Source organism: Pseudomonas sp. BBP2017 (assembly GCF_003024385.1).
Classification (GTDB): Bacteria; Pseudomonadota; Gammaproteobacteria; order Pseudomonadales; family Pseudomonadaceae; genus Aquipseudomonas.
Genome location: NZ_PVZN01000016.1, coordinates 106713 through 133692 on the forward strand (window position 1 = coordinate 106713; position 26980 = coordinate 133692).

The 26980-nt window shown below is 61.0% G+C and carries 27 protein-coding genes; 11 read left to right on the forward strand and 16 right to left on the reverse strand.

All coding sequences use genetic code 11. The features are described 5' to 3' along the window. Positions 1–57: 57 nt before the first annotated feature. The gene (gene hslO / locus C6382_RS18810) at positions 58–960 is read left to right on the forward strand and encodes an Hsp33 family molecular chaperone HslO (RefSeq protein ID WP_107025863.1); all 903 of its coding nucleotides are present in this window, start codon (positions 58–60) and stop codon (positions 958–960) included. A 179-nt stretch (positions 961–1139) separates the two neighbouring features. Then, the gene (locus C6382_RS18820) at positions 1140–2681 is read left to right on the forward strand and encodes a phosphoenolpyruvate carboxykinase (RefSeq protein WP_107025864.1); all 1542 of its coding nucleotides are present in this window, start codon (positions 1140–1142) and stop codon (positions 2679–2681) included. A 68-nt stretch (positions 2682–2749) separates the two neighbouring features. On the opposite strand, the gene C6382_RS18825 is transcribed toward C6382_RS18820, so the two are convergent. Together C6382_RS18825 and C6382_RS18830 are read right to left on the reverse strand one after the other, a co-directional pair. Next, complete coding sequence (locus C6382_RS18825) at positions 2750–3022, reverse strand: type II toxin-antitoxin system RelE/ParE family toxin (protein WP_107025865.1); 273 nt, start codon at positions 3020–3022, stop codon at positions 2750–2752. After that, positions 3022–3366, reverse strand: a complete 345-nt coding sequence (locus tag C6382_RS18830; protein WP_256589142.1) for a hypothetical protein — start codon at positions 3364–3366, stop codon at positions 3022–3024. Before C6382_RS18830 ends, C6382_RS18825 begins: the two co-directional genes overlap by 1 nt. A gap of 223 nt (positions 3367–3589) precedes the next feature. On the opposite strand from C6382_RS18830, the gene C6382_RS18835 reads away from it, so the two are divergent. Beyond that, on the forward strand, positions 3590–4018 hold the full coding sequence (locus tag C6382_RS18835) for a thioesterase family protein (protein ID WP_107025867.1): 429 nt from the start codon (positions 3590–3592) through the stop codon (positions 4016–4018). A gap of 9 nt (positions 4019–4027) precedes the next feature. Here C6382_RS18835 and C6382_RS18840 read toward each other — a convergent pair whose 3' ends face one another. The 6 genes from C6382_RS18840 to C6382_RS18865 all read right to left on the reverse strand — a co-directional run bounded on the left by C6382_RS18840 (position 4028) and on the right by C6382_RS18865 (position 10760). Continuing rightward, positions 4028–4684, reverse strand: coding sequence for a response regulator transcription factor (locus tag C6382_RS18840; RefSeq protein WP_107025868.1), 657 nt, complete (start codon positions 4682–4684; stop codon positions 4028–4030). Between the two features lie 118 nt (positions 4685–4802). Next, the gene (locus C6382_RS18845) at positions 4803–5618 is read right to left on the reverse strand and encodes a protein-glutamate O-methyltransferase CheR (protein ID WP_107025869.1); all 816 of its coding nucleotides are present in this window, start codon (positions 5616–5618) and stop codon (positions 4803–4805) included. 291 nt (positions 5619–5909) lie between these two features. Next, the gene (locus C6382_RS18850; RefSeq protein ID WP_107025870.1) at positions 5910–6398 is read right to left on the reverse strand and encodes a glycine zipper domain-containing protein; all 489 of its coding nucleotides are present in this window, start codon (positions 6396–6398) and stop codon (positions 5910–5912) included. Between the two features lie 212 nt (positions 6399–6610). Then, positions 6611–8947, reverse strand: coding sequence for an FdhF/YdeP family oxidoreductase (locus tag C6382_RS18855; protein WP_107025871.1), 2337 nt, complete (start codon positions 8945–8947; stop codon positions 6611–6613). Positions 8948–8949: 2 nt separating this feature from the next. Then, positions 8950–9780, reverse strand: coding sequence for a formate dehydrogenase accessory sulfurtransferase FdhD (gene fdhD / locus C6382_RS18860; RefSeq protein ID WP_107025872.1), 831 nt, complete (start codon positions 9778–9780; stop codon positions 8950–8952). Positions 9781–9872: 92 nt separating this feature from the next. Continuing rightward, the gene (locus C6382_RS18865; protein ID WP_107025873.1) at positions 9873–10760 is read right to left on the reverse strand and encodes a LysR family transcriptional regulator; all 888 of its coding nucleotides are present in this window, start codon (positions 10758–10760) and stop codon (positions 9873–9875) included. An 84-nt stretch (positions 10761–10844) separates the two neighbouring features. Between C6382_RS18865 and lysM the strand changes: the two genes are divergently transcribed. Continuing rightward, complete coding sequence (lysM, locus tag C6382_RS18870) at positions 10845–11285, forward strand: peptidoglycan-binding protein LysM (RefSeq protein ID WP_107025874.1); 441 nt, start codon at positions 10845–10847, stop codon at positions 11283–11285. On the opposite strand, the gene yrfG is transcribed toward lysM, so the two are convergent. Continuing rightward, the gene (gene yrfG, locus C6382_RS18875) at positions 11286–11948 is read right to left on the reverse strand and encodes a GMP/IMP nucleotidase (protein WP_107025875.1); all 663 of its coding nucleotides are present in this window, start codon (positions 11946–11948) and stop codon (positions 11286–11288) included. Between the two features lie 80 nt (positions 11949–12028). On the opposite strand from yrfG, the gene nudE reads away from it, so the two are divergent. Then, entirely contained in the window at positions 12029–12595 is a 567-nt protein-coding gene (gene nudE / locus C6382_RS18880; protein ID WP_107025876.1) for an ADP compounds hydrolase NudE, read from the forward strand. After that, a complete protein-coding gene (cysQ, locus tag C6382_RS18885; protein ID WP_107025877.1) occupies positions 12592–13419 on the forward strand; it encodes a 3'(2'),5'-bisphosphate nucleotidase CysQ in 828 nt (275 codons plus the stop codon). The genes nudE and cysQ overlap by 4 nt, the downstream gene beginning before the upstream one ends. Here the strand turns inward: cysQ and C6382_RS18890 are convergent. From C6382_RS18890 to rfbB, 7 genes are read right to left on the reverse strand one after another with little or no spacing between them, the layout of a single operon-like run. Then, positions 13408–13863, reverse strand: coding sequence for a YiiD C-terminal domain-containing protein (locus tag C6382_RS18890; RefSeq protein WP_107025878.1), 456 nt, complete (start codon positions 13861–13863; stop codon positions 13408–13410). The genes cysQ and C6382_RS18890 overlap by 12 nt on opposite strands. Further along, a complete protein-coding gene (locus C6382_RS18895; protein WP_107025879.1) occupies positions 13860–15272 on the reverse strand; it encodes a sigma-54 dependent transcriptional regulator in 1413 nt (470 codons plus the stop codon). The genes C6382_RS18890 and C6382_RS18895 overlap by 4 nt, the downstream gene beginning before the upstream one ends. Beyond that, complete coding sequence (locus C6382_RS18900) at positions 15269–17083, reverse strand: ATP-binding protein (protein WP_107025880.1); 1815 nt, start codon at positions 17081–17083, stop codon at positions 15269–15271. Before C6382_RS18900 ends, C6382_RS18895 begins: the two co-directional genes overlap by 4 nt. 35 nt (positions 17084–17118) lie before the next feature. Beyond that, on the reverse strand, positions 17119–17994 hold the full coding sequence (gene rfbD / locus C6382_RS18905; protein WP_107025881.1) for a dTDP-4-dehydrorhamnose reductase: 876 nt from the start codon (positions 17992–17994) through the stop codon (positions 17119–17121). Continuing rightward, complete coding sequence (gene rfbC, locus C6382_RS18910; protein ID WP_107025882.1) at positions 17991–18536, reverse strand: dTDP-4-dehydrorhamnose 3,5-epimerase; 546 nt, start codon at positions 18534–18536, stop codon at positions 17991–17993. The genes rfbD and rfbC overlap by 4 nt, the downstream gene beginning before the upstream one ends. Further along, positions 18536–19408, reverse strand: a complete 873-nt coding sequence (rfbA, locus tag C6382_RS18915; RefSeq protein WP_107025883.1) for a glucose-1-phosphate thymidylyltransferase RfbA — start codon at positions 19406–19408, stop codon at positions 18536–18538. Before rfbA ends, rfbC begins: the two co-directional genes overlap by 1 nt. Then, positions 19405–20487, reverse strand: coding sequence for a dTDP-glucose 4,6-dehydratase (gene rfbB / locus C6382_RS18920; RefSeq protein ID WP_107025884.1), 1083 nt, complete (start codon positions 20485–20487; stop codon positions 19405–19407). Before rfbB ends, rfbA begins: the two co-directional genes overlap by 4 nt. A 191-nt stretch (positions 20488–20678) precedes the next feature. Between rfbB and C6382_RS18925 the strand changes: the two genes are divergently transcribed. From C6382_RS18925 to C6382_RS23925, 5 genes are all read left to right on the forward strand, one after another. Beyond that, the gene (locus C6382_RS18925) at positions 20679–23585 is read left to right on the forward strand and encodes an aminotransferase (RefSeq protein ID WP_107025885.1); all 2907 of its coding nucleotides are present in this window, start codon (positions 20679–20681) and stop codon (positions 23583–23585) included. 184 nt (positions 23586–23769) lie between these two features. After that, positions 23770–24648, forward strand: a complete 879-nt coding sequence (gene aguB, locus C6382_RS18930) for an N-carbamoylputrescine amidase (protein WP_107025886.1) — start codon at positions 23770–23772, stop codon at positions 24646–24648. A gap of 60 nt (positions 24649–24708) precedes the next feature. Next, complete coding sequence (gene aguA / locus C6382_RS18935) at positions 24709–25815, forward strand: agmatine deiminase (protein ID WP_107025887.1); 1107 nt, start codon at positions 24709–24711, stop codon at positions 25813–25815. A 184-nt stretch (positions 25816–25999) separates the two neighbouring features. Beyond that, positions 26000–26200: a hypothetical protein gene (locus tag C6382_RS18940; RefSeq protein WP_107025888.1), complete on the forward strand. Its 201-nt coding sequence runs from the start codon at positions 26000–26002 to the stop codon at positions 26198–26200. Positions 26201–26335: 135 nt separating this feature from the next. Then, on the forward strand, positions 26336–26980 hold a 645-nt coding region (locus C6382_RS23925; protein WP_146146920.1), incomplete at its 3' end, for a helix-turn-helix domain-containing protein.

Genomic DNA, 26980 nt, shown 5'->3' on the forward strand with positions numbered 1-26980 from the left:
GCGGAGCGCACTGATAAACTAGGTGCCATTAACTCATTTACGCGAATACCCGACCCCATGTCTGAATTGCCGGATACCGATTACACCCAACGCTTCATCTTCGACGACCGCGATGTACGCGGTGAAATGGTCGGGCTGGAGCGTAGCTACGCCGAAGTGCTGGCCAAGCATCCCTACCCGCAGCCTGTTGCGCAGCTGCTCGGCGAGCTGATGGCGGCTGCCGCGCTATTGGTCGGCACGCTGAAGTTCGATGGCCTGTTGATCCTTCAGGCACAGTCGAGCGGGCCGGTGCCCCTGTTGGCCATCGAGTGCACCAGCGAGCACGAAATTCGCGGCCTGGCACGCTATGCGGCCGAGCAGATCAAGGCTGATGCCAGCCTTGCCGACCTGATGCCTGGCGGGCATCTGGTCCTGACCATCACGCCGGTCAACGGTCAGCGCTACCAGGGCACGGTGGAGCTGGACGGCAAGGACCTGTCGGAATGTTTCACCAACTATTTCGTCATGTCCCAGCAGATCAACACCTGCATCTCGCTGGCCGCCGACGGCATTCGTGCCCGTGGCCTGCTGGTGCAGCAGTTGCCCGCCGATCGCCAGAAGGACATCGAGGAGCGTGAGGAAAGCTGGAACCATGTAAAGGCCTTGGCCAACACGGTGAAAGCCGAAGAACTGCTCGGTCTGGATAACGAAACCGTGCTGCATCGTCTGTATCACGAGGATGCGGTGCGTCTGTTCGATATACAGCCACTGCATTTTCGCTGCAGTTGCTCGCGTGAGCGCTCCGGTAATGCGTTGGTCAGCCTCGGTAAGCATGACGCGCTGGAACTGGTTAACGAGCATGGCGGCCAGATCGAGGTCGACTGCCAGTTCTGTAACCAGCGCTATCAATTCGATGCCGCCGATATCGAGCAATTGTTCGCCGGTGGCGGTGTAGACACGCCGTCAGATACTCGTCACTGAAACGTTTCACTACAGGTAAATCTCCTGTCTAACGCCGGAAAATCGCCGTTCTGACAGGAGGGCCCTACTTTTTTTGGGCGTTTCTGGCATAATCCGGCCACTTTTTTCGCTGTAGTAGTTTTCAAAGCTCTACTACAAATCGTTTGGAGCACTCGGCCGCAGGCCGGATGGGGAATCTCATGACGCAAGCCAACAACACCGTGTACACCGACCTGAGCGTCGATGAGCTGGTAAAAGAAGCGCTGAACCGCGGTGAAGGCGAGCTGGCCGATACTGGCGCGCTGGTTGTGAAAACTGGTCATCGCACTGGTCGTTCGCCGGTTGACCGTTTCATCGTCGAAGAGCCGTCCACTCAGGATGCCATCGCCTGGGGCCCGATCAACCGCAAGTTCCCGGCCGACAAGTTCGCTGCCCTGTGGGACCGCGTTGAGGCCTTCAACAACGCACAAGAACATTTCGTTTCTCACGTCCACGTAGGTGCAGCTGCCGAGCACTACCTGGCGGTGAAGATGACCACCCAGACTGCCTGGCAGAACCTGTTCGGTCGCTGCCTGTTCATCAACCCGGCCCAGTACAACCCTGCCGGCCGTGATGAGTGGCAAGTGCTCAACGTTGCCAACTTCGAGTGCGTGCCAGAGCGTGATGGCACCAACTCCGATGGCTGCGTGATCATCAACTTCGCCGAGAAGAAAGTGCTGATCGCTGGCATGCGTTACGCCGGTGAGATGAAGAAAGCCATGTTCTCGGTGCAGAACTTCCTGCTGCCAGCCGCTGACGTGTTGCCAATGCACTGCGCTGCCAACATCGGTGAAGAGGGTGACGTCACCCTGTTCTTCGGCCTGTCCGGTACTGGCAAGACCACCCTGTCCGCCGATGAAAGCCGTTACCTGATCGGTGACGACGAGCACGGTTGGGGCGAAGGCGTAGTGTTCAACATCGAAGGCGGTTGCTATGCCAAGTGCATCGACCTGTCGGAGAAGAACGAGCCGGTCATCTGGAAAGCCATCAAGCACGGCGCGGTCCTGGAAAACGTCGTTCTCGACGCTGACAAGAAAGCCGATTATGCCGATGGCAGCCTGACTCAGAACAGCCGTGCCGCTTACCCGCTGGAGCACGTCGAGAAGCGTTCCGAGAAGAACCTCGGCGGCGAGCCGAACGCGGTGATCTTCCTGACCTGCGACCTGACCGGCGTACTGCCACCAGTGTCGATCCTCAGCGAAGAGCAGGCGGCCTACCACTTCCTCTCCGGCTACACCGCACTGGTCGGTTCCACCGAAATGGGTTCGGGCAGCGGCATCAAGTCGACCTTCTCCACCTGCTTCGGCGCACCGTTCTTCCCGCGTCCGGCTGGCGAGTACGCTGAGCTGCTGATCAAGCGTATCCGTGGTTTCGGTTCCAAGGTCTACCTGGTCAACACCGGCTGGACCGGTGGTGGCTACGGCGTTGGCAAGCGCTTCAACATCCCGACCACCCGAGCGGTGATCGCAGCGATCCAGAGTGGCGCGCTGGTCGGTGCCGAGACCGAGCACCTGGACATCATCAACCTGGACGTGCCAAAAGCCGTTCCTGGCGTTGATACCGTCCTGCTCAACCCACGTAACACCTGGGCTGATCAAGCCGCCTACGATGAAGCAGCCAAGGCCCTGGCCAACCTGTTCATCGACAACTTCAAGAAATTTGAAGTGTCCGACGCCATCAAGGCTGCTGGCCCACAGCTGTAAGCTCAAGCCAGCGTGGAACAAAAAGCCGCCCTCAGGGGCGGCTTTTTGTTGTCTGACGTTTCAATGCATCACGGCCATTGTTGCCTTGAATGCAGAACACGAATGAACTCGACGTAGTCAGCGGTCACCCGGTAGACCATTACATAATTCGGGCGAACGACAATTTCGTGGGTGCCTGGAACCCTGCCTGTTTTGTAAAGCAGTGGTGTTTGCTGCGCTTGTTGGGCTTTGTTCTCGAAGGCTTCATCCAGTGCAATAGCAGCATCTAGGTTGGTCGTCGCAATATGTTCCATGATCTGCTCCCGGTCCTTTAGCGCCAGGGCTCGCCACGCCAGACGCATTAGTGTGAGCGGGCTTTAAGTGCTGCTCGGCGCGCGGCAAACAGGCGTCGAGCCTCGTCGTCTTCAGTTACCGGTGTCGGATCCTGAAGGCTGGCTTCGACCTGGGCGCTGAACCAGGCCTCATAGGCCGCTGCCTCATGAGCCAGCTTGAGCGCTTGTGAGCGATCAGGGCGTTGGTAGGTCTTGAGCATTCCGGGGTCGTAGCCAGAGGTGTCGACCTTGAAGTACTCGATACCCAATTCTTGGAGATAGCTGACCAGCGTCTCGAGTTTCTTGAACAACCGAATGTTGCCGCTGCGTTGTGCAGTCAGGATGTGTTCCTGATCGTTGATGGAAACCTGCACTGCCCAGCCGCCCGGTTGCCCAACTATATGTGTTGCATTGATAGTGCCGCTGCCTGCCATTTGGCTGAGGTGCGAGTGGTCAATGTGATGAGTGGGCATAGGGGAATGTCTCTGTTTCATCAGGTCTGCCCATGCTATGCGATCTATAGTTGATTGCGACTATAGGACTTCTGATGTGATTGTGGGAAGCTTCTTCGATCCGTATCAGCAGCCCAGGCCAGTCATGACCGATACTCATCAACGCCTTAACTATCCCCACCTGCAACCCATCCTCACGCGCTGGCAGGACAGCGACCTCAACGGCCATATCGCCGGTGCCACGGTGTACAGCTACTTCGACACCAGCATCCAGGCATTCCTCCAGCAGCAGGGCGGTCTGGACCCGCAGGAAGGGGAGGTTGTCGGTTTTGTGGTCAGTTCGGCAGCGGACTTTTTCGCCTTGCCGGCATTCCCCGACACCCTTGAAGTCGGTCTGCGGGTAGCGCGCTTGGCCGGCAGCTCGGTGGAGTACCAGTTGGCTTTGTTCCGGGTCGGCGAGGCGCAACCTTGCGCGGCGGGCAAAGTGGTCCAGGTGTTCGTCGAGCGCGCCTCGGGACGGCCAGTGCCGTTGCCGGCCAAGTTGCAGGCAGCGCTGCTGAACTTGCAAGGCTGAGCCGCGCGCTCAGTCGTTCAGGCGAATAATGCCTTCACGTACCGCAAACAACACCAGGCCCGGCACATCATGAATCTGCAAGCGATGCATGATCTGTGAGCGGTGCGCCTCGATGGTTTTCACGCTCAGGCCCAGACCGTCGGCAATCGAGCGGGTGCTTTCGCCACGGGCGATGAGCCGCAGAACTTCCAGTTGACGGGGCGTCAACTGCATGGCGTTGCTTGCGGGCATGCGCTTACGGCTGTGTTTGACGGCCTGGCCGATTACCATCGGCAGAACCGCCGAGGACAGGTACTGACCGCCATTCTTCAAGGCCTGCAATGCCTGCTCCAGCTCTTGCGCGGTAGCACTTTTGAGCAGGAAACCGTGGGCTCCGAGTTGCAGGCAACGCATGACGAAATCCAGTTCCGAACGTGACGAGAGCATCAGCACGTGGCAGGTCGGTGCGCGCAAATACAACTCGCGCAGGATCTGCTCACTGTCCAGAGTGTTGGCTGTCATGTCCAGGACGATGACATCGGGCTTGAGCCTTTCCGCCAGGGCGACAGCGGTCATGCCATCGCCTGCGTCACCGATTACGGTGTATTGTTTTTTTTGTTCGAGCAGCGCGCGCAGGCCAGCTCGAAAGAGCGGCGAGTCGTCGGCAAGAAGAATTCTGCAAAGCATGGGTTCGAGCCTGTTTCGCAAGTGTTGGGAGGCGGCAGGTTTGCTCGGTCCGTATGAGTGCTGCCGCGACGGCGCGTGATCAGTATCGAAGGCCTGCCGTCGGTGTCGGCAGTGCAGGTCAACATAGGCGCTCGAACACCGAGGGCAGTATCGGCCGTAATGGCAGATCAAGCTCGTGAATGCTTTCGCTGTGGCCGATCAACAGCAGGCCACCCGGGCGCAGCCGGGCCAGCAGGCGCTGGACCACCCATTGCTTGTCATCCTGGCTGAAGCAACTCAGCAGATTGCGCAGCAATATCGCATCGAATACGCCCAGGTCATCAGGCAATGCCTGGATCAGATTGATTTGCCGCAAGCTGACGCGCTCACGCAGGGCAGGCTGTATTTGCAGGCGACCGGCCATTTCGCCAACGCCACATTGGCAGTAGCGCTGCAGCCAGCCCTGCGGAAAGTAACGTGCCTGGGCGATGTCGTAGATGCCTTCGCGGGCAAGTCCGAGCATGCCTGGGCTCAAGTCTCTGGCCAGGATGCGCCAGTTGTCGTTGGCGGCGTGTTCGCTGGCGATCATGGCCAGGCTGTAGGCCTCTTCGCCAGACGCGCAGGCGGCGCTCCAGAGACGCGCAGGGCCGGAGTGTTCAGCCAGCCAGTGGGCAAGGAACTCGAAATGCCGGTGCTCACGGAAGAAATAGGTCTCTTTGGCGACCAGCAATTCGACCACGCGCTGGCGCTCGGCATGCTGTTCGGGCAGCGTGAGCAGGCGCAGGTAATCGGCGAAAGTCGCCAACTGAAAGTGTCGCAGACGCTTGGCCAGGTGGGCTGCAATGACTGTGCGGCGGTCAGGTAGCAGAATCACGCCCGATGCGTGTCCGACCAGTGATTGCAGCTCAAGGAACTGTATTTCGTTGAGCGCGGGTAAGCGTTTGCCGACCGGCATATCAGCCTCTTCGGGCAATGGGCAGTCGGGTCGGCGTTGCAGAATCGATGCGCATTCCCTGCGTCCATTGGCTGATTGGGGGAATAAACGATGATAGCTACTGGCTATTATTGCCAGAATCGGGGTGGCCCCTAAGGCCATAGACGAGGTAGAGGTGGCAGGGCGGTGTGGGGCGCCGGTCCGTCAGCGGGGAGATTTGTCTGAACGGCTTGAACGGTAACGCGGGGAGAGTGTTCGAAGCCCCTGCCGCTGAGGGCAGGGACTAAGAGATTGGCTTAAGCCCAGGTGCGCTTAGTCGTCATGGCGCCAATGCTTTTTGTGCTTGCGATGGCCATAGTGGTGGCCGCGGTCGCGGTAGTAACGACGGTCGTCATAACCACGGCGATAGCGACGAGCCTCGTGGCGCTCGTCTTCATCGGCCTTGTTGCCCATGTAGTTACCCAGGGCACCACCGGCACCACCACCTGCGGCGGCACCCATGTAGCCACCCGTGGTGCCGCCCACACTGCGGCCGATTGCGTTACCGCCCGCTGCACCCAAGGCGCCGCCGATTGCGGCTTCGCCACGCTGGCGCTTGTCGGCACCGACCGCACTGCCGGCTGCGCCACCCAGGCCTGCACCGATCGTTGAGCCAGTGCTGCCGCCGATGGAGTTACCGACCACAGAGCCCAGTACCCCACCCAATGCGCCGCCGATACCGGCTTCGGTGGAGCCACCTGCTGAGGCAACGCCACTGAGCAGGCCGAGAGACAACAACAGAATCGAGGAGTACTTCATCAAGAAAGCCTCATAGGGATGACGAGGCGATCCTGAGGCTGGCGAAGGGGGCTGGCAATGGAAATCCGACGAGTAACACGACTTGTGCACAATTCGCTAAGTTACTGTTTTAACTATGAAACTTTCTTGATTTTACGCTGTCTGAGCTTACTTGAGACAAGGCGCCGGCATCGCTGCCAGGGCCTTTTTTTGTGCCTGCCGATCAGCAGATTCTGTCAGAGGATACGGGCGTTGTCGCTGGCGACCTGCAGTTTGATCGCGACGAACTTCGAAGTCGGGGTATGGCTGCCATCACCGACGCTTTCCAGCGGCACCAGCGGATTGACTTCCGGATAGTACGCCGCCGCCTGGCCTGCCGGGATATCGAAAGCCAGCAGGGTGAAACCTTTGACCCGACGTTCGCGACCATCGCTCCAGAGCGACACGATATCGGCCTTTTGCCCTGGCTGAAAGCCCAGGCGGATGATGTCGGCCTCGTTGGCGAACAGGATGTTGCGCTGCCCCTTGACCCCCCGGTAGCGGTCGTCGAGGCCATAGATGGTGGTGTTGTACTGATCGTGGGAGCGCATCGATTGCATGATCAGGTCCGGTACCTGGCCGGTCGCACGCACGCACTCGTGCAGCAAATCATCCGGCAGCCCGTTGGCCTTGAAGTTGGCCCGGCCGCTGGCGGTCTTCCACTGCCGCTGCCCGGCGCTGTTGCCCAGATAGAACCCGCCAGGATGCTCCAGGCGCTGGTTGAAGTTGTCAAAGCCGGGAATGGTGTCGCTGATCAGGTCGCGTATACGCCCGTAATCGGCCACCAACCAGTTCCAGTCCACCGGTTTGGCGCCGAGCGTGGCGGCGGCAATGCCGGCGATCACCGCAGGTTCCGAACGCATTTGCCGTGACAGTGGCTGCAGTTGGCCGTTGGAGGCATGGACCATGCTGAACGAGTCTTCCACCGTGACCGCCTGCGGGCCTTCGCTTTGCAGGTCGATGTCGGTGCGGCCCAGGCAGGGCAGGATCAGTGCCTGTTTACCGTGAATCAGGTGGCTGCGGTTGAGCTTGGTGCTGATCTGTACGGTCAGCTCGCAGCTGCGCAAGGCTTGGGCGGTGCGTTCGGTGTCGGGTGTCGCCTGGGCAAAGTTGCCACCCAGGCCGATAAACACCTTGGCTTGACCGGCGAGCATGGCGCCGATCGCTTCCACGGTGTTGTGGCCGCTGTGGCGCGGCACCTTGAAGCTGAAACGTCGCTCCAGGGCGTCAAGCAAGGCCACCGGCGGGCGTTCGTTGATGCCCATGGTGCGGTCGCCCTGGACGTTGCTATGGCCGCGTACCGGGCACAGGCCGGCACCGGGAACACCGAGGTTGCCACGCAGCAGCATCAGGTTGGCGATTTCCTCGATGGTTGCCACCGAGTGGCGGTGCTGGGTGATGCCCATGGCCCAGCACATGATGACTTTCCTGGCTTTGCAGTACATCCGCGCGGCTTGCTCGATCTCTGCCAGGCTCAGGCCGGACTGGGCCTCGATCCGGGCCCAGGAGGTGTTATCCACCGCGTGCAGATAGTCGAGCACGCCTTGGGTGTGTTGATTGAGGAAGTCATGATCGAAGATCGCCGGTGCGTTATTCGCCTGGGCTTCGCGCTCCCATTGCAGCAGGAACTTGGCCATGCCGCGCAACACGGCCATGTCGCCACCCAGGGCCGGACGGAAGTAAGCGGTGTTGGTCGGGCGGTCGCCGTTGGTGAGCATTTCCAGCGGATGCTGCGGGTGCTGGAAGCGCTCCAGGCCGCGTTCCTTGAGGGGGTTGATGCAGACCACTTGGGCCCCACGTTTAACCGCTTCACGCAGCGGTTCGAGCATGCGCGGGTGGTTGGTGCCGGGGTTCTGGCCCCAGACAAAAATCGCCTCGGCGTGTTCAAAATCGTCAAACGTCACCGTACCTTTGCCGACTCCGACACTCTGACCCAGGGCTACGCCACTGGCTTCGTGGCACATGTTCGAGCAGTCCGGGAAGTTGTTGGTGCCGTAGGCGCGCACAAACAACTGATACAGATAGGCCGCCTCGTTACTGGCCCGGCCCGAGGTGTAGAACTCGGCCTGGTCGGGGCTGGCGAGGTTTTGCAGATGGCTGGCGATCAGGGCGAAGGCTGCGTCCCAGTCGATCGGGCGATAGCGGTCGGTACTTGGTTCGTAGACCATCGGTTCGGTCAGCCGTCCCTGGTATTCGAGCCAGTAATCACTCTGGGCCAGCAGCGAGGTGACGCTGTGGCGGGCGAAGAACGCCGCATCGACACGGCGCTTGGTGGCTTCCCAGTTCACCGCCTTGGCGCCGTTCTCGCAGAACTTGACCATGCCGCTTTCTGGCGAGTCGCCCCAGGCGCAGCCCGGGCAGTCGAGTCCGCCATTCTGGTTGGTCTTGAGCAGGGCACGGATATTCTTCAGCGCGTTGTTACTGCCGATCCAGGCCTGGGCCACACTGCGCAGCGCGCCCCAGCCGCCAGCGGCACCGTGGTAGGGCTTGTAGCGCGGGACGGGCTTCTGGACGGCTTGGTGATGCAGGCTCAAGGTCAATTCTCCGGCACGGGGCTGAACACCCGTGGCGCACTGTGTTTGGGTAGATGGATCAGGTTCAGGTTGTGGCGGCGCGCCCATTGCAGGGCCAGGCCGGTGGGCGATGACAGGCTGACCAGGGTCTGGATGCCCGCGCGCAGGACTTTCTGGATCAGTTCCAGGCTGCAGCGGCTGGTGACAATCGCCAGGCCGCCGTCGAGGCTGATGTGCTGGCGCAGCAAGGCGCCAATCAGCTTGTCCAGGGCGTTGTGGCGGCCAATGTCTTCGCGGCCCAGCAGCAGTTCACCCTGGTTGTTCATGAACAGTGCCGCGTGCACCGCACCGCAGTGCTGGCCGAGCGGCTGGAAAGCATCGATGCGTTGGCGCAGGCCATCGAGCCAGTGTGCCGGCGGCAACGGGGCGCCAGGCAACGCCTTCAGCTCCGGCAGGGCCTGTTCCAGGGCTTCGACCCCGCACAGGCCGCAGCCACTGGTGCCGGCCAGTTGGCGTCGCTGGTTCTTCAGGTTCCAGAAGGCGCGGCTGGCGATTTCCACTTCCGCGCTGATCGCCGAACCGCGGCCTGTGAGCTTGAGGTCATAGATGTCGTCTGGCGAGGTGATGATGCCGCTGCCGAGGCTGAAGCCGACGATAAAGTCTTCAAGGTCGGTCGGGCTCACCAGCATGACCGCCTGGTTGATGCCGTTGTAGGCAATGCCCAGGGCGACTTCTTCGGCCAGCGGTGTGCTGGCCTGACTGTCATCGGTCAGGTGGCTGTAGTCATAGCGGTTGCTGGCCGCGGGCGCAGTCAGGGGGGCGGACGCCGCGCAGGCCGGAGGTGTTGTGCTCATTAGAGATACCGGCGGCTGGTCTGGTTTAAGCCTAGGCTTGCGCTCGGGTATCGTCTAATCGCTAATGCTGATGCCTTGATAGACAGCGTCGATCAGGCACCCCTGTGCAAGGCTTGGAATTCAGCCAGGCAGGCTTCGGCCAGGGCCGAGCGTGGCGCCGTGCGCCGCATGATCAGGCCCAGTGGCGCGAGGGTGCTGGCCTGCTCGATCGGTTGCAGGCGCAGCCGTTCGGTGAGGACTTCAAGACCCGCTGCCAGCGGCATGATCGCGCAACACAAACCGCCGCCAACCGCCTGGACCAGCTGATGGACGGCATCGGTCTGTAGCAGCAACCGCGGCTCCAGACCCCGGCTGTGAAAGTTGTGATCGATCGACTGGCGAAAGTGCATGCCGGCAGTCAACAGGCCCAGCGGCAGTTCGGTCAGTGCCTGCCAGCTTAAGGGCTGCTCGCCGAAGCGAAAATGATCTGGGTCATACAGCAGGCCCATGCGTGTTTCCCCCAGGGGCAGGGACAGAAAGCGTTCGTGGTCCAGGCGTTCGAGGTAGGACACACCCAGGTCCAGACGGTTACTGGTCAACTGCTCAAGGATCTGCTCGGAGCTCAGCGCGCTCAGTTCGAAGTTCAGGTCCGGGTGGTGCTGGTGCAGGCGTTGCAACAAAGGTAACGGATCGAAGCTCGACAGCGGCACCACGCCCAGGCGCAGGTTACCGACCAGGTGGCCGCGACAGGCAGCGGCTTCAGCGTGCAGGCCATCGTAAGCAGCAATCACCGTACGTGCCCAGGCCAGCACCCGCTCGCCCTGGGCGGTGAAGCCTTCGAAGCGCTGGCCACGGTTGACCAGGGCCAGGTCCAGCTCATGCTCCAGGTTGCGCAGGCGCATGGACAAGGTCGGTTGGGTGACATGGCAGCGGGCGGCGGCTTGGCCGAAGTGGCGGGTTTCATCCAGGGCGATGAGGAATTTGAGTTGTTTGATGTCCATCGTCGCTCCTAGGCGCAAAGCAGGCGGAGCATTCTAACCTGTCCTAGACTCCAGGCTCCGAGATTCATCACCAAGGAGAGCGGTATGAGCATTTTCAGTTTCATCAAAGAGGCCGGTGAGAAAATCATCGACCTGCTGACACCCGGTAATGCCAATGCCAGCGAGCAATTGCACAAGCACGTGGAAGCGGTTGGCCTCGGCAACCCGAACATCAAGGCCACGGTCGATGGCGACAAGGTGACCGTCACCGGTGAAGTGTCCAGCCAGGAAGAGAAGGAGAAGATTCTCCTGGCGCTGGGCAACATTGCCGGCGTGGCGTCAGTGGATGATCAGATCACCGTGACCGGGCCGGTCGTTGCCGCTGCCCGCTTTGTGGTGGTGAAGAAGGGCGATACCCTCAGCGCGATTTCGCTGGCGGTGTATGGCAACGCCAATCTGTACAACAAGATCTTCGATGCCAACAAACCGATGCTCAAGCATCCGGACAAGATCTATCCAGGCCAGTCGCTGCGCATTCCCGAGTAATCACAAGCCTTCGAGTAACGCCCGGTAGTCCTCGACCGCAGCGAACTCCTCGGTATCCCGTGGCCCTTTACGGCTATCCGGCTGGCGCACCGCAAGCAGGTGCGCCACGCCAAAATCACGGGCGCTGCGCAGGATCGACAAGGTGTCGTCGATAAACAGGCTGCGCTGCGGGGTGAAGTTGATGTCGGCCTGCAAGGCGTCCCAGAACTGCGGGTTTTCCTTGGGATACCCGTAGTCATGGGAGCTGATCAGGCGTTCGAAGTAAGGCGCAAGTTCCACCCGTTCCAGTTTCAACGACAGCGAGTCGCGGTGGGCGTTGGTGATCAGGATCACCCGCTTGCCGGCCTGTTTGATGGCCTGGAGGAAGGTGTCCGCGTCCGGGCGCAAGGCGATCAAATGAGCGGTTTCGAGCTTCAGGTCGCGCACCGGGAGATTCAGCTCACGGCTCCAGAAATCCAGGCAGTACCAGTTCAGCGAGCCTGCATGCTGCTCGAACAAGGGCTGCATTTCCAGCTCGGCCATCGCCCGGCTGATGCCGTGCAGGTCGGCATAGCGCTGGGGCAGGTGTTCGAGCCAGAAGTGGTTGTCGAAGTGCAGGTCCAGCAGGGTACCGTCCATGTCCAGCAGTACGGTGTCGATGGTGGGCCAGGCTAAAACGGGCATATGAAATTCTCGGACAGTCAAGGCAGCGGTGGCCGGGCAAGCCACGGTATAGTAACGCGTTCACGCCCAGGAGCCGCCCCATGCGCCAGAAACCCACCGTCCTCTCCCGCGAAATTGTCGCCAGCAGCCGTCTGTTTCGGGTCGAAGCTGTGCAATTGCGCTTTGCCAATGGTAACGAGCGCACTTATGAACGGCTGGTGGGGCGCGGCAATGGTTATGGCGCGGTTATGATTGTGGCGATGCTCGATGCCGAGCACGCGGTGCTGGTGGAAGAGTATTGCGGCGGCACCGACGAGTACGAGCTGTCCTTGCCCAAGGGCCTGATCGAGCCGGGTGAAGATGTGTTGGCGGCAGCCGATCGCGAGCTCAAGGAAGAAGCGGGCTTTGGTGCGCGTCAGCTCGAACACCTGACCGAACTGTCGCTGTCGCCGGGCTACATGAGTCAGAAGATCCAGGTGGTGTTGGCCACTGATCTGTACGAAGAGCGCCTGGAAGGCGATGAGCCGGAGCCGATGCGCGTCGACAAGATCAACCTGCGCGAACTTTCGGCGCTGGCCCAGCACCCGCAGTTCTCTGAAGGCCGCGCCTTGGCGGCCCTGTACCTGGTGCGTGACCTGCTGACTCAGCGTGGGGCGTTCAGCGCATGAATGACCAGCAACTGATGCAGCAGGTGGTCGAATTGGCACGTCAGGCGGGCAAGGCCATCCTGCCGTTCTGGCGTGCCGATGTAGCGGTAACGGCGAAAGCGGATGATTCGCCGGTCACCGCTGCTGACCTGGCTGCCCATGAGGTGATTGCCAAGGGCCTGCGAGCGTTGGCTCCGACGATTCCGGTGCTGTCTGAAGAAGACTGCAATATTCCGCTGGATGAACGTCAGCAGTGGCAGCGTTGGTGGTTGGTCGATCCGCTCGATGGCACCAAGGAGTTCATCGCCGGTACTGAAGAGTTCACCGTCAATATTGCCCTGATCGAGCAGGGCCGTGTGGTGTTCGGCGTGGTAGCGATTCCTACCAATGGTCGTTGCTACTACGGTGGCCAAGGTATTGGCGCCTGGTGCGCCGAGGCGGATGAAACTGCGCAAGCCATCCAGGTGCGCCTGGCTCCCCCTGTGGGCGTGAGTTTTACCGTGGTCGCCAGCCGCCGACATTCCAGCCCGCAGCAAGAAGCCCTGTTGGCCGGTTTGAGTACAGCGCTGGGTGAGCTTGAGCTTGCCAATATCGGCAGCTCGCTGAAGTTCTGCCTGTTGGCTGAGGGGGCTGCTGACTGCTATCCGCGTTTGGCGCCGACGTCCCAGTGGGACACTGCGGCCGCCCAGGGTGTGCTGGAGGGGGCTGGCGGCGAAGTGCTCGACCTCGATGGCCAGGCCTTTGCCTACCCGCCGCGCGAATCGCTGCTCAACCCCTTCTTCCTTGCCTTGCCAGCCGCTGCGCCGTGGCGCGGCAAACTGTTGCAACTGGCTTCAACGATGTAGCACGTACTGGCCGCTGAACAGCACGGCGGCCTCATCGCTGCCGGCGTTGCTGACCCGGGTGTGCAGGTTCAGGCGCGCCCGGCCACGACGCTGATAGGTGGCAATGAAGCGTTCCCAGACTTTCTCGTCCGGTGCTGCGCAGACAGCGATAGCTGCCCCCGTCACCGGCAGTGGATAGCTGATCTGTCCTTCCTGAATGACGATATGACCATCGTCGATACCCGCCTCGCGCAGACGCAGGTGCAACCAGCCCCAACCGACCAGTACCGCAGCGCAGTACAGGCTGCCGCCAAACATGGTGCTCTTGTGATTGACGTTGGCAGCCAACGGTAATTGCAGGCGCAGTTGTTGCTGCTGCCAGTCGAGTACCTGCAAACCCATTTCGCGGGTCAGCGGAATGTCGCCGTGCAGCACAGATTCCAGGTAGCGGCTGTCTGTGGTCATGGGCGGTTGTCCTCCATCTCGTCAGGGCTGCTGTTGCTGTCGGCGAAGCTCAGGCCATGTTTGCGCAGTTTGTCGTGCAAGGTCTTGCGTGGAATGCCGAGCGCCTCGGCCAGGCTGCGCATGGAGCTGTGTGGCTGAGCCAGTTCGGCGGCGATCAGCGAACGTTCGAACTGCTCGACCTGATCGCTGAGATTGCCACTGGTGGCAGTGGGCGGTTGTTCGTGGACCTGCGCCGGGGCTTCGCCATCGAGCGCCAGTTCCAGCCCGAGGGCGAAACGTTCGGCGGCATTCTGCAATTCACGTACGTTGCCAGGCCAATTGTGGCGCAACAACAGCGCGCGCTGCGCCGGCTGCAAGGTGTGCGCTGGCAGGCCGTGGCGTTCGCTCGCGGCATCGGCGAAATGCTGGAACAACACCAGAATGTCATCGCCGCGTTCACGTAGCGGCGGAATGCGTAGCGGCGCGACGTTCAGGCGGTAGTACAGGTCAGCGCGGAAACGGCCCTGATCGGCGGCCTGACGCAAGTCCTCCTTGGTGGCCGCGATGATGCGGATGTCCAACGGAATCTGCTGGTTACCGCCCAGGCGTTCCACCACGCGTTCCTGCAGCAGGCGCAGCAGTTTGACCTGCACGTCCAGGCTCATGCTCTCGATTTCGTCGAGGAACAGCGTGCCGCCATTGGCAAACTCGAACTTGCCGATCCGGCGTTTCTGCGCACCGGTGAAAGCCCCCGGCTCGTGACCAAACAGTTCGCTTTCGACCACCGACTCGGCCAGGGCGCCGGCGTTGATCGCCACGAACGGGCCATCGCGACGGCTCGACAGGTCATGCAGGGCACGAGCCACCACTTCCTTGCCGGCACCGGTCTCGCCGAGGATCAGCACGTCGGCGCGCGTCCCGGCGAGGGCGCCGATCTGCTCGCGCAGGCGCAACATGGGGGTGGAATGACCGACCAGGCGGGTACTCAGTTGCTGGCGGTCACTCAGGGCCAGGCGCAGGCTGCGGTTGTCCAGCACCAGACGGCGCAAGGCCAGGGCGCGGCGTACGCTGTCGAGCAGGGCGTCACTGGCGAAAGGCTTTTCGAGAAAATCATAGGCGCCGGCGCGCATGGCCTGTACCGCCAGCGGCACATCACCATGCCCGGTAATCAGCAACACCGGCAGCTCCGGGTCCTGGGCGTGCACCTGTTGCAACAGCTCCAGACCATCAATGCCAGGCATGCGGATATCGCTGACCAGCACGCCGGGCCAGTCCTGTTCAATGCGTCCGGCCAGGTTCTGGGCATCGCTCAGCGACAGGACGTTGAGGCCGGCAAGATCCAGGGTCTGGCTCAGCGCCTGGCGCAGGTGTGGGTCGTCGTCGACCAGAATCACCTGTACGCGGCTGTCAATGAGCGGCTCGGTCGTCATGCCGATGGGTCCTCCGAAGTTTGCAGGTTGGCGCCGGGCTTGGCCACGCGCAGTTGCAGGGTAAGCAAGGCGCCACCTTCCGGGTGGTTACCGAGCAGCAACTCGCCGCCCAGCGCACGCATCAAGGTGTCGCAGATCGCCAGGCCCAGGCCAAGCCCCTGGGTGCGCGTCTTGGTGGTGAAAAACGGCTCGCGGGCACGGGCCAGCGCTTCGCTGGTAAAACCCGGGCCGTTGTCGCGAATGTACAGGTAGACGTAGCCGTCGCGCTGTTCGGCACTGAGCATGAGTTTACGCGGGTTGGCTTTTTCGGTCAGGGCATCAAGGGCGTTGGCCAGCAGGTTGCCGAGCACCTGGCGCAGGCGGGTCTCACCGGCCTGGACCCAGAGCGTAGCGTCCGGCAGGTCGCGCACCAGTTCCACCGCCATGGCGCGCCGGCGCTTGGCCAGCAGAGCCAGGGCGTCATCCAGCGCCGGCTGCAGAGCCACGCTCTCCGGTGCGTGCCTGTCGCGGCGGGCGAAGGCGCGCAGGTGGGCAATGATCGAAGCCATGCGCCCAGTCAGTTCGCTGATCAGCTTGAGGTTGCTGCGGGCGTCGTCAGTGCGCTGGTGGTCGAGCAGGATCTCGGCATTTTCGGCATAGCTGCGGATCGCCGCCAAGGGTTGGTTGAGCTCGTGACTGATGCTTGCCGACATGGTCCCCAGCACTGACAGTTTGCCGGCCTGGACCAGTTCATCCTGGGCGCGCACCAGTTCCTGCTGGGCCTGCTCGCGCTCGAGCACCTCGTTTTTCAGACGGCTGTTGAGCCCTTCCAGGTCGGCAGTACGTTCAATCACACGCTTCTCAAGTTCCTGGCGGGCATGGGCCTCAAAATTGATGCGGTCCATGTAATGACGTCGGCGTTGCATCATCAGGCCCAGCAACAGCATCAGCACCAGCAGGGCGGCGGCGCCGATCGCCACCACTGTATTCACCGAACGGTCGATCAGGGTTCGCGGTGCCAGGATGCTGACCTGCCAGCCGGTCTCCTCAATGACCTGGGTCTGGATCAACCAGGCCTCCTGGTTAAGGTTCAGTGGCTGCGGGGCCTGAGTCGGATAGGGCTGGATGGCGGTAATCGCCTCGCGTTCGGCAGCGGTCAGCGGCCGGGTGGCCCGAAAGCGCCAGTCCGGACGAGAAGTCAGGATCACCACGCCGTTATGGTCGGTGAGCAACAATTGCTCAGGTGTTTTGCCCCACAGGGTTTCGGTGTGGTCCAGATCGACCTTGACCACCAGTGCGCCGATGATCTGCTCGCCATCGCGTACGGCGGCGGCGAAGAAATAGCCACGCTTGGCCGAGGTCGTGCCCTGGCCGAAGAAGCGCCCTAGGCGTCCGGCAATCGCTTCGGTGTAGTACGGGCGGAAGGCGAAGTTGCGACCGACGAAGCTGTCGTGCTTGTCCCAGTTGGAGGCTGCCAGGGTATTGCCCCGGGCGTCCATCAGGTACATGACTTCAGCGCCGGTCTGGGTGGCGATGTCTTTGAGCAGACGGTTGGCGTTGGTCAGGGTTTCCAGGCGCAGGGGATCGGCCAGCACTGCGCGCAGGGCGGGCAGGTCGCCAAGGATCTGCGGCAGCGTCTCATAGCGATGCAGGGTGCCCAGCAGGTTGGCGACATACAGGTCCAGGGTCTGGCGGTTCTGGCTGGCCAGTTCACCTTGGTAATAGTGTTTGGCCAGGTGCTGCAAGGGCCAGAGCAAGGGCGCCAGGCACACCGCCAGCAATGCCAGGCTGCGCCATCGAGGACGGCGGGGAAGTGGTGGAATCTTGGTCATGGTAACTGCGCCAGAGTGATCTGGCGCATTATGCGCTACTTCAGGCAGTCGATCAGTGCTTGCTGCCAGTGCGGTTGGCTGACCTGCCACTCGCGTTGCAGGCGGCTGCAATCGAGGCGCGAATTGAGCGGGCGACGGGCCGGGGTAGGGTACTCGCTTGACGGAATCGGTAGCAGCTCGGCGCAGGGCAACCCCTGGGCCTTGAGTTGCTCGCCGATGGCCTGGGCAAAACCAAACCAGGAGGTTTCACCCTGTGCGGTCAGATGATAGGTGCCCCAGGCACCGGGGCACCCCGCCAGCCAGCGTTCGATCAGTGCGCGGGTGCTCAGCGCGATGGTGCCGGCCCAGGTCGGCGCGCCGATCTGGTCAGCGACGATGCGCAGTTCAGGCTTTTCCTGCAGCAGGCGCTGCATGGTCAGCAGGAAGTTACGCCCATGGCGCGAATACACCCAACTGGTCCGCAGGATCAGGTGCTCGCCACCGACCACGGTAATGGCCTGTTCACCGGCCAGTTTGCTGCGCCCGTAGACACTCAGCGGATTGGGCACATCGTCTTCGGTGTAAGGGCTGTGCTTGCTGCCGTCGAACACGTAGTCAGTGGAATAGTGAATCAGCGGAATGCCCAGCTTCGCGGCCTCCTCGGCGAAGATGCCCGGTGCCCTGGCATTGATCGCAAACGCCAGTTCCGGCTCGCTCTCGGCCTGATCCACCGCCGTGTGAGCGGCGGCGTTGATGATCAGGTCAGGCTTGAGCGCCTGTACCCGCTCGCGGATACCCTCGGGGCGGGCCAAGTCGAGCTGCTCACGACCCAGTACATGCAACTGGCCGAGGTCGCCCAGGCGCTGTTGCAGCTCCCGGGATACCTGGCCGTGCTGGCCGCTGATCAGGATGCTCAGTCGGCGTGCAGTCATGGTAGCGTGTCCAGCTCTTTCAGCGATTTACCGAGCTGGTCCTTGGCGGACAACAGCGGCGCTTCATTCAGCTGCCAGTCAATGGCCAGGTCTGGATCATCCCAACGAATGCAGCGTTCCGCTGCCGGGTTGTAGTAGTCGGTGGTTTTGTAGAGAAACTCGGCGCTGTCGCTCAACACGACAAAACCGTGAGCAAAACCTTCCGGTATCCAGAGCTGGCGGCGGTTGTCGGCAGACAGCCTTACCCCGACCCACTGCCCGAAGTGCGGGGAACTGCGGCGGACATCGACAGCGATATCCAGCACTTCACCCTGGGTCACGCGAACCAGTTTGCCTTGGGTGTTTTCCAGTTGATAGTGCAGCCCACGGAGTACGCCTTTCTGCGACCTGGAGTGGTTGTCCTGGACAAAGGTTGTGCATACACCGGTTATTTCTTCGAACACCTTGGCGTTGAAACTCTCGTAGAAAAAACCGCGGCTATCACCGAATACTTTCGGTTCAATGATCAGTACACCCGGCAGATCAGTAGTAATTACGTTCATTAATCTTCTTCAGCCAAGGCAAAAAGGTATTGTCCGTAGCCGGTCTTGCCGAATGTCTTGGCACGTTCCAGCAAGTGTGAGCGATCGATCCAGCCTTGCTGGAACGCGATCTCTTCAAGGCAGGCAACCTTCAAGCCCTGCCGATGTTCGATGGTCTGCACGTACTGCGAGGCTTCCAGCAGACTGTCGTGGGTACCGGTATCGAGCCAGGCAAAGCCGCGACCGAAACGCTCCACACGCAGATCGCCGCGTTGCAGGTAGGCATTGTTGACGTCGGTGATTTCCAGCTCGCCGCGTGGCGACGGTTTCACGTTCTTGGCAATAGCCACCACATCGTTGTCGTAGAAGTACAGACCGGTCACCGCATAGGGGGACTTAGGCTTGGCGGGTTTCTCTTCGATCGATAGCGCACGGCCATTCGGGTCGAAGTCGACAACACCGAAGCGCTCCGGATCCTTGACCAGATAGCCGAACACCGTGGCACCGGAAGGCTGCTTGATGGCACGCAACAGTTGTTCGCTGAATCCCTGGCCGTGGAAGATGTTGTCGCCCAGGATCAGGCAGACCGAATCGTCGCCAATGAATTCTTCGCCGATCAGGAAGGCCTGGGCCAGACCGTCGGGGGAAGGCTGCTCGGCGTAGCTCAGTTCGATACCGAACTGGCTGCCGTCGCCCAGCAGCTGCTGGTATTGGGGCAAGTCGTACGGGGTGGAAATCAGCAGGATTTCCCGAATACCGGCCAGCATCAGCACCGAGATCGGGTAGTAGATCATCGGCTTGTCGTAGATGGGCAGCAGTTGTTTGGAAACACCCAGGGTGATGGGGTGCAGGCGGGTGCCGGAGCCTCCGGCCAGAACGATACCTTTGGTCATGCAATAAGATCCTTGAAGTCGCTGGCGCCCAGGCGTTGGCCTTGATAACTACCGTCTTGAACCCGCTGGCACCATTCCAGGTTGTCCAGGTACCACTGCACGGTCTTGCGCAGGCCGGTTTCGAATGTCTCTTCGGGGACCCACCCCAGTTCACCCTCGATCTTGCTGGCGTCGATGGCGTAACGCTGGTCGTGGCCAGGGCGATCCTGAACGAAAGTGATCAGGTCGGCATAGTGGGCAACACCGGCCGGATGCTGTGGCGCGAGCTCTTCGAGCAAGGCGCAGATGCCGCGCACCACATCGATGTTCTTCTGCTCGTTGTGCCCACCAATGTTATAGGTTTCACCGACTTTGCCTTCGGTGACCACCTTGAGCAGGGCACGGGCATGGTCCTCGACGAACAACCAGTCGCGTACCTGCAGGCCGTTGCCATAAACAGGCAGAGGTTTGCCGGCCAGCGCGTTGAGGATCACCAGCGGAATCAGTTTTTCCGGGAAATGGAACGGCCCGTAATTGTTCGAGCAGTTGGTGATCAGTACCGGCAGGCCGTAGGTGCGATGCCAGGCGCGGACCAGATGGTCGGATGCCGCCTTGCTCGCGGAGTAGGGTGAGCTTGGTGCGTACGGCGTGGTTTCGGTGAACAGGTCATCGACGCCATGCAGGTCGCCATACACTTCGTCGGTAGAAATGTGATGGAAGCGAAACGCTGCACGCTCTTGAGCTGGCAGTCTGAGCCAGTAGGCGCGAGTCGCTTCCAGCAGGCTGTAGGTGCCGACGATGTTGGTTTGAATGAAGTCTGACGGCCCATCGATCGAGCGGTCGACGTGCGACTCTGCCGCCAGATGCATGATTGCCTGGGGCTTGAAACGCTCAAGTAGTGCGCTGACGGTTGCCTGGTCAGCGATATCAGCCTGGACAAACTCATAGCGGGTATTGGTAGCAATACTGGTCAACGACTCCAGATTACCGGCATAGGTCAGCTTGTCGAGGTTGAGGACCTCGTGCTCGGTGGTGCGGATCAGGTGACGGATCAGGGCTGAGCCGATAAAACCGGCACCGCCGGTTATGAGTATGCGCATATCCAGTGACCTTTGATGAATCTGATAATGATCTGCTCAAGCCTAGCTTGCGGGTAAATCGGAGCAAGGCAATTACGCCGCTTAAGCGAGTTACTGCGCAACACCTCGTTGTTCATCGCTTTTTCCTCGCCGCACTTGCTTATCGGCAAAAGCGGTGGCGATATAAGCAACAAAAAAAATGAGGTCTCACCATGCCGCTCAGTACCCTGCTCCACCGCTCCAGTCAGCCCTGTCCCGACGTCAGCGAGCAGCAAGCGCTGCGGGTATTGCAGGAGCACTATGGGCTCAGTGGCTCATTGCAACCTTTAGGCAGTCAGCAAGACCTGAACTTTCGTGTCGATAGTGCCCAGGGGCGTTATGTGCTGAAAATCTGTCATGGCGATTATACCGTTGCCGAACTGGAAGCCCAGCACGCGGCTCTGAGCTACTTGCTTGAACGTGGTTTACCGGTGCCTGCGGTAATCGCGGCAGGATCCGGCGAGCAACTGTTGGCGCTGGATCTGGACGGCCAGCCCCTGCGTGTACGCCTGCTTGACTACATCGAAGGGCAGTCACTGACCCGCCTGAAGTACATGGCGCCGCAGTTGGTCGCTGAGCTGGGCAGGCTCTGCGCGCGCATCGACCAGGCGCTGGCCGGTTTCATCCACCCAGGACTTGAGCGCACGCTGCAATGGGACCCACGGCATGCCCCGACCCTTATCGCTAATTTGTCGCCAGTGCTCAGCGACGGGCCGCGCAAGGCGCAGCTGCTAGCGGCCACAGGCAAGGCCGAGCGGTGCTTGCAACCATTGATCGAACAATTGCCGATGCAGGCTGTGCATCTGGACATCACCGATGACAACGCCGTCTGGCAGCGTGACGAGCAGCGGCAATGGCAGTTGCAAGGGGTCATCGATTTCGGTGATCTGCTGCACACCTGGCGAATTGCCGACCTGTCGGTAACCTGCGCGGCTTTGCTCCATCATGCCGAGGGCGATCCGCTGCGTATCCTGCCGGCCGTCCAGGCCTACCATGCGCTTAATCCGCTAACCGAAGCCGAGCTCAAAGCCCTTTGGCCGCTGATCGTTGCACGCGCGGCAGTGCTGGTGCTCAGCAGTGAGCAGCAACTGAGCGTCGATCCGGGCAATGGCTACATTCGCGATAATCTGAGCCACGAATGGGAAATCTTCGACGTCGCGACCAGCGTGCCGTTCGAACTGATGGAAGCAGCGATTGTGCAGGTCGCCGGTCTCGATCTGCCCGTATTGCCGCTGCAAGCCAGCCCGCTGCTGCCCGGCTTGCAGGCCAGCAGCGTCACCCCCGTGGACCTGGGCGTATTGAGCAATCACTTCCAGGCCGGTAACTGGGAACAGCCCGGTATCGACCAGCAGCTGTTGCGCGAGCAGGCCGCTGCACAAGGTGCGGCCTGTTCGCTCTACGGTCAGTATCGTCTGTCGCAAACCCACATCGACAACCCGCAAGAACCGCGTACCTTTGCTTTGCACGTCGAGCTGCAAGTCGCTACGACTGCCGAGTTGCAGGCGCCTTGGGCGGGGGTCTGGACTCAAACGGCAGAGGGGCAGGGCTGCCTGAAAGGCGAGCAGTGCAGCCTCTGGTTGCGTGGGCTGGAGGATGCGCCTGACTCGGGGACGCAACTGAACCAAGGGCAGCGTCTGGGGCAGACTGACGGCGTCCTGCGGATCCAGCTGTGCCGTGTCCCGGATCTGTATCCGCCTTCATTCGTTGTGCCGTCGCGGGCCGCCGCATGGCAGGCGCTGTGTCCGTCGCCGCAAGCATTGCTCGGGTTCGCCTGTGAGGCCGAGCCGCTGGTCGATGCGCAGCAATTGCTGGAACGCCGCGACGCCAGTTTTGCCCGCTCGCAAAAGCACTACTACGAGCAACCGCCGCATATAGAGCGCGGCTGGCGCAACTACCTGATCGACATGCAGGGGCGCTCGTACCTGGACATGCTCAACAATGTCGCGGTACTCGGCCACGGTCATCCACGCATGGCCAGCGAATCGGCACGGCAGTGGTCACTGCTCAACACCAACTCACGCTTCCATTACGCGGCCATCGCCGAGTTCTCCGAGCGTCTGCTGGAGCTGGCCCCCGATTCCATGGACCGGGTGTTCCTGGTCAACAGCGGCACCGAAGCCAACGACCTGGCGATTCGCCTGGCCTGGGCCTACAGCGGTGGCCGTGACATGCTCAGCGTATTGGAGGCCTATCACGGCTGGTCGGTGGCCACTGATGCCATTTCCACCTCGATTGCCGACAACCCTCAAGCCCTGAGCACCCGGCCTGATTGGGTGCACCCGGTCATTGCGCCGAACACTTACCGGGGCGCCTACCGCGGCGAAGACAGTGGCGCCGACTATTTGCGCGATGTCGATGCCAAGCTGCAGGCTCTGGCTGCCGAGCAGCGGCAGCTGGCCGGGTTCATCTGTGAGCCGGTGTACGGCAACGCCGGTGGCATCTCCCTGCCAGCGGGTTACCTGCAGCAGGCGTATGCCAAAGTCCGGGCCGCGGGTGGCGTATGCATCGCCGATGAAGTACAGGTCGGTTACGGTCGGCTGGGCGAGTATTTCTGGGGCTTTGAACAGCAGGGGGTGGTGCCGGACATCATCACCATGGCCAAGGGCATGGGCAACGGCCAGCCGCTGGGGGCAGTGATCACCCGTCGGGAGATTGCCGAAGCGCTGGAGGCCGAGGGTTACTTCTTCTCGTCTGCTGGCGGCAGCCCGGTCAGTTGCCGGATCGGCATCGCGGTGCTCGATGTCATGGCAGAAGAAGGCTTGTGGGACAACGCCCGTGACGTCGGCAGGTATTTCAAGGCGCGCCTGCAGGCATTGGTCGATAAACATCCGCTTGCCGGTGCAGTGCACGGCTCGGGCTTCTACCTGGGGCTGGAGCTGATACGCGACCGCAGCACCCTGGAGCCGGCCAGCGCAGAAACCACCACCCTGTGCAATCGCCTTCGCGACCTGGGGATCTTCATGCAGCCAACCGGCGACTACCTGAACATCCTCAAGATCAAGCCGCCAATGTGCACGACCCGTGAAAGCGTGGACTTCTTCGTCGACAGTATCGACAGGGTTCTGTCAGAAGAGCTCTAGCGCGCAGCCTTAAGGCCGGTTAATTCGATTGATATCGGATTAACCGGCTTTTTTTCGCCTTTAATTTCTTATTTGTGGCTTTTAAAGTCGATATTTATCGGATATAAAGTCAGCCATCACCCAGCAATCTGTCATCGGTCGTCTGCACGGTCAGCCGGCCCAGTCATCCTTCGAGGAGGTTTTCATGAGCCGCACCGTTACCGTCGCCGCCACCCAGATGGCGTGCTCCTGGGATCGCCAGGACAACCTGGCCACCGCCGAAAAGCTGGTCCGCGAAGCGGCTGCCAAGGGCGCGCAGATCATCCTGATCCAGGAACTGTTCGAAACCCCGTACTTCTGCCAGAAGCCGAATCCGGATTACCTGCAACTGGCTACGCCGGTTGAAACCAACGCCGCTATCGAGCATTTCCAGGCACTGGCTAAAGAGCTGCAGGTGGTGCTGCCCATCAGCTTTTTCGAGCTGGCCGGTCGCGCACGATTCAACAGCATCGCGATCATCGATGCCGACGGCAGCAACCTCGGTGTGTACCGCAAGACCCACATCCCGGATGGCCCTGGCTACCACGAAAAGTACTACTTCAACCCGGGCGACACCGGCTTCAAGGTCTGGCAGACCCGCTACGCCAAGATCGGCGTCGGCATCTGCTGGGACCAGTGGTTCCCGGAGTGCGCCCGCAGCATGGCGTTGCTCGGCGCCGAAATACTGTTCTACCCGACCGCCATTGGCAGCGAGCCGCATGACAAGACCATCTCCTCGCGTGACCACTGGCAGCGTGTGCAGCAGGGCCATGCCGGTGCCAACCTGATGCCGCTGATCGCCAGCAACCGTATCGGTACCGAAGAACAGGACGGCTACGACATCACCTTCTACGGCTCGTCGTTCATCGCCAACCAGTTTGGTGAGAAAGTCCAAGCGCTCAACGAGACCGAAGAGGGCGTGCTGGTGCATACTTTCGACCTCGACAAACTGGAGCACATCCGCAGCGCCTGGGGCACGTTCCGTGACCGCCGTCCAAACCTCTACGGCCCGGTCAAGACCCTCGATGGCGCGCTGGAATCCTGATCATTCAATGACCTCGACGCGGGCCTCGATGCCTGCGTCGGACACTGCAAAGGTTTACTCATGAAGACCCTGACCAGCACCCCACGCGCCGACGGCTTCTACATGCCAGCCGAATGGGCGCCGCAAACCCAGGTATGGATGGTCTGGCCCGAGCGTCCGGACAATTGGCGCCTGGGCGGCAAACCGGTACAGGCCGCACACGTGACCCTGGCCCAGGCCATCGCCCGTTTCGAGCCGGTGACCGTGGCTGTCTCGGCCGCCCAGTACGACAACGCGCGCGCCCGTCTGGACGGGCCGAACATCCGTGTGGTGGAAATCAGCAACGACGACGCCTGGGTGCGTGACACCGGGCCGACCTTTGTCATCAACAACAGCGGCGAAGTGCGCGGCGTTGACTGGGGCTTCAATGCCTGGGGCGGCTTCGAGGGCGGGCTGTACTCGCCGTGGAACCGTGACGAGCAAGTGGCCAGCAAGGTCCTTGAGATGGAGCGATGCCAGCGCTACCACACTGAAGGCTTCGTGCTTGAAGGCGGTTCGATTCACGTCGATGGTGAAGGCACCCTGATCACCACCGAAGAGTGCCTGCTCAACCACAACCGCAATCCGCACCTCAATCGTGAGCAGATCGAAGCCATCCTGCGCGATCACCTGGCGGTAGACACCATCATCTGGCTGCCCGATGGCCTGTACAACGATGAGACTGATGGCCACGTCGACAACTTCTGTTGTTACGTGCGCCCAGGTGAAGTGTTACTGGCCTGGACAGATGATCCGCAAGACCCCAACTACGCACGTTGCCATGCCGCACTTGAAGTGCTGCAGAACAGCCATGACGCCAAAGGACGCGCGTTTACGGTGCACAAAATGCCGATCCCGGGACCGCTGTTCGCCACTGAAGAAGAGTGTGCGGGCGTCGATCCGGTGGCCGGTAGTCAGGAACGTAACCCATCGGTTCGCCTGGCCGGATCTTACGTCAACTTCCTGATCGTCAACGGCGGCATCATTGCGCCGAGCTTCGACGACCCAGCAGATGCTGAGGCTAGAGCGATTCTTGCCCGGGTATTCCCGGAGCATGAAGTGGTCATGATCCCGGGTCGCGAGATGCTTTTGGGTGGCGGTAACATTCACTGCCTGACCCAACAGCAACCGGCACCGTTCAAGGGCTGAGTTTGCGCAAAATGCCAAAACCCGTCTTCGGACGGGTTTTTTTATCGGCGGCGACAATCGGCACTGCCTTCTGGCACACCTCTTGTATTTATTTTGCATTGTATTTCAAGCAGATAGGACAGCATCGTTCTGTCACAAAGTTTGAGTAGGTTAGCCGCTCACGGCCCAGGGAGTACGTGTCGAAATGAATGCAGTAAGTGAGCTGGCTTCGCCCTCGTCAGCAGTGAATCACGAGTCCCTTCAGCAGGTGGCCCAGTGGTTGAAAGACAATGGAGCAATCCGCGGCAGGAAGCCCGATCACCGCCACTTGTTGTTGGCACGTTACCCGACGGGGCTGATCAGCGAAGCAGAGCTTGAAGCGCTGCTGGCTGCTTGGCACGGCTAAGAGGTAGCGGGTAAGAACAAGCCCGATTTCTGAATCGGGCTTTTTTTCGGGTTGTATGGACCGGAGACATGGTGGACAGGTGTACGGGGACATGGTTGACACTTTTCGGCAAGCAAACCTGCCGGGAATTCGACCATGCCTTGGAACGCGAGAGACGCCATGAGCTTGAGAGAAGAGTTCGTTCATCTGGCCAATCATCCAGACGCCAATGTCAGGGAGCTTTGCCGGCGCTTCAGTATCAGTCCGCAGACAGGTTACAAGTGGCTTAACCGCTACCGGAAGGAAGGTGCGGCAGGCCTTTTGGAGCGATCCAGAAAACCTGCCAGCAGCCCTAGGCTGACGGACCGCGGGCTTGAGGAAGAAGTGATCGCCATCCGCAAGGAGCACCCTGCCTGGGGCGGCCGCAAGATCAGACATCTGCTGGATCAGCGCATTTGTGCCAGTACCGTCACCAACGTCCTGCATCGGCACGGGTTGATCACCTCTGAGGCCAGCGACGCGGCTACACCATGGAAACGCTATGAGCGCGAGGCCCCCAATGATCTTTGGCAGATCGACTTCAAAGGCTTCTTCCAGACGGGTCAGGGGCCGTGCTACCCGTTGACGTTGATCGATGACCACTCGCGCTTCAATCTGGCGATTCAAGCCTGTGCGCATCAGCGAACCGAATTGGTCCAGGAGCACCTGACCGATCTGTTCAGGCGGTACGGACTTCCCCTGCAGATCAATGCAGACAATGGCGCTCCTTGGGGCGCACCACGAAACCCTGGGGAGTTGACG